The following is a 4,464-nucleotide window of genomic DNA, read 5'->3' as shown; positions in this document are numbered from 1 at the left end:
CAGCGCCAAGACGATCCGGGCATAAATCAGCGAAGCCTTGGGATAGGCCTTGTCGATCCTGCGGATGATGTCCGCGACGTCGCGTCGATAGAGACGTGCCTTGTCTGTCACCATGGCTTCATGCCCGTCGCTATCCCCGCGTGCGCGGGGAGCGTTCCAGCATATACTGCACCTTGTCGCAAGGCTCGGCATCACCCCTCGATCATCGGCATCCCGCTCCCGCCATCGATGCGCGGCTCGTCGTCGCTCATGCTCCCACCAAGTCGCGGAAAAGCAGCGGCTGCACCGATCCATCCTGATAGACGCTGTCGAGCCACACTTCCGCGCTCGGCTCGTCTCCCGTCCAGCCATCCGGCCACTGGCGCGCGGCGATTAGCTCGCGGATGCGCGCTTCCTCCTCCGCATTGACGAGGTCGATGCGCGGCCGGCCGAGCGCGTCGGCGCTGGCGTTGATTTCGGCCTGCACGCCCAGCAGCTCTTCCAGCGCCTCGGCGCGCACTTCCAGCGTCAGCGGCCCCATGCGCTGCGGGTTCGCCGCGATCGAGCCGTCCTTCAGCCGCTCGGCCCCGGCCTTGCGCAGCCGGGAGGCGGGAAGCCGTAACCGTTCGTGGAGCGGGCGAAGCCGGTTCAGCGGCCTCAGGTAGGACCAAGCTGCCAGCGACAGGATGTAGTCGAGCGCGGTATCGGCCGACGCGAGCGGGCACTTGATGCAGCCGGTCCGCGCCGCCTTCTCGGCTGCATCATCGCCGCCATAGGCATCGGCCAGGATCGCCGTAGGCCAGCCCCCAAACTCGGGGCGCGACGCGTAGACCTTCAGCCAATCCCAGACGATGCACACGCCCCAGTGCAGGATCGGGGCCAGCGTCGCGACCCGGCCCCGGATGCCCTTCGCCTCGGGCAGGACCTGCTGATACCAGCCCTGCCCGCACTCGGCGCCATCCTTCGAGCACGACATGCGGATCCGGCCGTCGCGGACTGCGCTCTCGCCCTGCCGGACGCCGGTAATCATCAGCGCAGACCCTTCCATGCCGGAGATCGCCGTCTCCAGCGCGGCCGTCATCGGGTCGACCTTGATCTGGCGCGTGCACCACCTCAAGGTGTTGTTGTTCGGCGGCGGCACGCCCCGGCCGAGGATGTAGACCCAGAAACGCTTGTCGAGCGGCGCAGTCACGACCTGCACCTCGATCCAGTCGCGCTCGCGCAGCTTGGCCATGATGAGCTCGGCACTGACCTGGATCGGCGGCAGCTCCTGCCGGGTGTCGGCATAGAAGACGAGCAGCTTGCGCGGCCGTGGCAGCTCGCCCGCCTCGATCAGGTGGACGAGGAGCGTCAGCGTCGCCGTGCTGTCCTTGCCGCCCGACCAGGCGACCGCGATCGTCTCGTGGTTAAACCAGTAGGCGCGCAGCGAGGCGAGCGTCATCTCGACCGCTTCCTCGTGGATCATGCGCGCGCCGCGGGCGAAGAGATTGTCGATCGCCATTACGCCGCCGCCACGGCGATGCCGCCAGCGGAGGTGGGATAGAACGGCGCGAGCGGATCGGGCGTGTCGGCCTCGTCTTTCGACCACCAGCCCCGAATGTGGCGACGGATCGCATGCCCGACCACGACACGCTCTTGGCTGTCTCTATCGTATTCCAGATATTCGACCTCGCCAGCGCCGAAGCGCCGCAGGAATTCGTGAGCGGCTTTCAGGGCAGCCGACCGCGTGCGATAATTCGACTCGTCCTGCATGGTGTAGGCGCGATCGGCAGCAGGGCAGACGCCGCCGCGACAATCACCGCCGCCCATTGATGCCTCGGGCCAATCGTAGAAGTCGCCGTACTGACGATGGACGACCCAGACTCCGCAAGGATCATCCCCCGCGTCGATGCGGATCGACCAGCGATCATCGCGGACCTCGCAGTCTGATTTGACGAGGTTCATGCGCCGCGATGTGGCACTCTTCACCGCCTCAGACATGGGCCACCTCCGGGCGCGCGGGGACCAGAACAGATCGGGCACACTGCGAACTTTTCAAAAACGACTGCGAACTTTTCCGTTTTCGGCGGTTGACCGAGTGCGAAAAACCGTGGATTTGCGCGCCTTCCAGCGCATCGCGGCCCGATGGCGGAGTGGTTACGCAGAGGACTGCAAATCCTTGCACGCCGGTTCGATTCCGGCTCGGGCCTCCCGTTGCACAATCTCGGCGGGTGCGATTGCGGATCACGATCTTCGGTCTGACGATCAGTTCCTCCTGGGGAAACGGCCACGCGACCCTGTGGCGCGGCCTGATCCGGGCGCTGGCGGCGCAGGGCCACCATGTCACCTTCGCCGAGCGCGACATGCCCTGGTATGCGGAGCATCGCGACCTGTCCCGGCTGCCGGCGGGCGAGCTGTACCTGTACGACGAGTGGGAACAGGTGCTGGCGCAGCGGCGCCGGCTGCTCGACGTCGATGTCGTGATCGTCACCTCCTATTGTCCCGATGCGGTCGCCGCGACCCGGCTGGCGGAGGGCGGTTCCCACGCCGTCCGGCTGTTCTACGATCTCGACACGCCGGTGACGCTGGCCCGTCTCGCCGCCGGCGAGACGGTCGACTATCTGCCGCCCGAAGGCCTGGGGGGGTTCGATCTGGTCCTGAGCTACACCGGCGGTCCGGCGCTGACGGCGCTGGCGGCGCGGCTCGGCGCGCGGGCGACCGCGCCGTTGTACGGGCATGTCGATCCCGCTGCGCACCGTCCGGTGCCCGCGGACGCGACCTTCGCGGGCGACCTGTCGTATCTTGGCACCCATGCCGCCGACCGCCAGCGCGCGCTGGCCGAACTGTTCGTCCGCCCCGCGGCGGCGATGCCCGGGGCAAGGTTCGTGCTCGGGGGATCGGGCTACCCCGCCGATTTCCCGTGGCGGCCCAACATCTGGTTCATGGATCATGTCGCTCCACCCGACCATCCGGCGTTCTTCGCGTCGTCGCGGCTGACGCTGAACGTCACCCGCGCGGACATGGCGGCGATGGGCTGGTGCCCGTCCGGCCGGTTGTTCGAGGCGGCGGCGTGCGGCGCCGCGATCGTGTCGGACCGGTGGGACGGCCTCGACGCCTTCTTCGCGCCGGGCGAGGAGATCATCCTGGCGGACGGCCATGCCGACGTCCTCGCCGCGCTGGCGCTCGATCATGGCGAGGTGCGGCGGATCGCGGCCCGCGCCCGCGAGCGGGTCCTGGCCGAGCACAGCTCGTCCGCCCGCGCCGCGGAGCTGGTCGCGCTGATCGAACGCGCCGGGTCCCGCTCCTCCGTCGCGGTCGCTGGCTGATGTGGGGGATCATCCCCGCCGCCGGCACCGGAACGCGGATCCAGCCGCTTGCCTTCTCGAAGGAACTGCTGCCCGTCGGCAGCCGGATCGAGGCGGACGGCAGCGAGCGGCCCAAGGCGGTGAGCGAGTATCTGGTCGAACGGATGGTGGCCGGCGGCGCGACGCGCATCTGCTTCGTCATCTCGCCCACCAAGTCGGACATCGTCCGCTATTACGGCGCCGGGATCGGCGGCGTGGACACCGCCTTCGTGGTCCAGCCGAGGCCGGCGGGCTTGTGCGACGCCATCTTCCGCGCGTGTCCGCTGATCGCTCCCGACGATCAGGTGCTGGTCGGCCTGCCCGACACGATCTGGTTCCCCGGCGACGCGTTGCGGCACCTGCCCGGCGACCGCCTGTCGTTCCTGCTGTTCCCGGTCGAGGACCCGTCGCTGTTCGACGCGGTCGTCACGAACGCGGACGGGCGCGTCGAGGAGATCGAGGTCAAGGCCGCGGCGCCGCGGTCGCGCTGGGTCTGGGGGGCGTTCAGGATGCCCGGCCGCACCCTGCACGAGCTGGCGGCGCTGTGGCGCGAGCCGGGGCGCGACGACGAGTATTTCGGCACGCTCGTCAATGCCTGGCTGGCGCGCGGCAACGTCGCGACGGGCGTGCGCGCGGGCGAAAGCTATGTCGATGTCGGAACGCTTGGCGGCTATCGCTCGGCGATCGCGTTGCTGGCGGGCACGCCGTGAGCGAGGCGGATCGGTGGGCGCGGCGCCTCGCGTCCGGCGAGCCGATCGACGACCCCGTCGCGCTCGTCGTCGCCCATCCCGACGACGAGACCTTGTGGGCGGGCGCGGCACTGCGCCGGCTGCGCGCGTCTACGCTGGTGCTGGTGACGGACGGGGCACCGGACGACATGGGCGACGCGCGCCGGCTCGGCTTCGCGACGCGCGGGGAGTATGCGGCCGCGCGCGCGCTGGAACTCGGTGCCGCCGTCGCGGCGCTGGAGGCGAGCCCCCGGCTGATCCGGTATGAAACGCCGGACCAGGCCGCGGTGCGCCACGTCGCCACCATCGCCGACCAGCTTGAACGCGACTGCGCCGGCGTGGCGGCGATCCTCACCCACCCCTACGAGGGCGGTCATCCCGACCACGACGCGACTGCGCTGGCGGTGCGGCTGGCGGCCGACCGGCTGGGGGGG

General features: G+C 69.6%; 5 protein-coding genes and 1 tRNA gene. 4 read left to right on the top strand and 2 right to left on the bottom strand.

What is annotated here, in order from left to right; all coding sequences use genetic code 11:
* Positions 1 to 247: 247 nt before the first annotated feature.
* Together HUV01_RS12595 and HUV01_RS12590 are read right to left on the bottom strand one after the other, a co-directional pair.
* Complete coding sequence (locus tag HUV01_RS12595) at positions 248 to 1,480, bottom strand: phosphoadenosine phosphosulfate reductase domain-containing protein (RefSeq protein WP_174298583.1); 1,233 nt, start codon at positions 1,478 to 1,480, stop codon at positions 248 to 250.
* On the bottom strand, positions 1,480 to 1,959 hold the full coding sequence (locus HUV01_RS12590; RefSeq protein WP_174298582.1) for a hypothetical protein: 480 nt from the start codon (positions 1,957 to 1,959) through the stop codon (positions 1,480 to 1,482). Before HUV01_RS12590 ends, HUV01_RS12595 begins: the two co-directional genes overlap by 1 nt.
* Before the next feature lie 138 nt (positions 1,960 to 2,097).
* Here HUV01_RS12590 and HUV01_RS12585 point away from each other — a divergent pair.
* The 4 genes from HUV01_RS12585 to HUV01_RS12570 all read left to right on the top strand — a co-directional run.
* Positions 2,098 to 2,168: transfer RNA gene (locus HUV01_RS12585), tRNA-Cys, on the top strand.
* Between the two features lie 27 nt (positions 2,169 to 2,195).
* Entirely contained in the window at positions 2,196 to 3,284 is a 1,089-nt protein-coding gene (locus HUV01_RS12580; RefSeq protein ID WP_174298581.1) for a CgeB family protein, read from the top strand.
* Complete coding sequence (locus HUV01_RS12575) at positions 3,284 to 4,012, top strand: sugar phosphate nucleotidyltransferase (RefSeq protein WP_174298580.1); 729 nt, start codon at positions 3,284 to 3,286, stop codon at positions 4,010 to 4,012. The genes HUV01_RS12580 and HUV01_RS12575 overlap by 1 nt, the downstream gene beginning before the upstream one ends.
* The coding region (locus HUV01_RS12570; RefSeq protein WP_174298579.1) for a PIG-L deacetylase family protein at positions 4,009 to 4,464 on the top strand (456 nt) is incomplete at its 3' end. The genes HUV01_RS12575 and HUV01_RS12570, both read left to right, overlap by 4 nt.

Source organism: Sphingomonas bacterium, from assembly GCF_903643035.1.
In the GTDB taxonomy this organism is placed as follows: Bacteria; Pseudomonadota; Alphaproteobacteria; order Sphingomonadales; family Sphingomonadaceae; genus Sphingomonas.
This window is presented reverse-complemented; position numbering and strand designations above follow the sequence as displayed.

Coding starts and splice junctions, on each gene's coding strand:
- HUV01_RS12595 (WP_174298583.1), bottom strand. CDS start 1,480: ATGGCGATCGACAATCTCTTCGCCCGCGGCGCGCGCATGATCCACGAG.
- HUV01_RS12590 (WP_174298582.1), bottom strand. CDS start 1,959: ATGTCTGAGGCGGTGAAGAGTGCCACATCGCGGCGCATGAACCTCGTC.
- HUV01_RS12575 (WP_174298580.1), top strand. CDS start 3,284: ATGTGGGGGATCATCCCCGCCGCCGGCACCGGAACGCGGATCCAGCCG.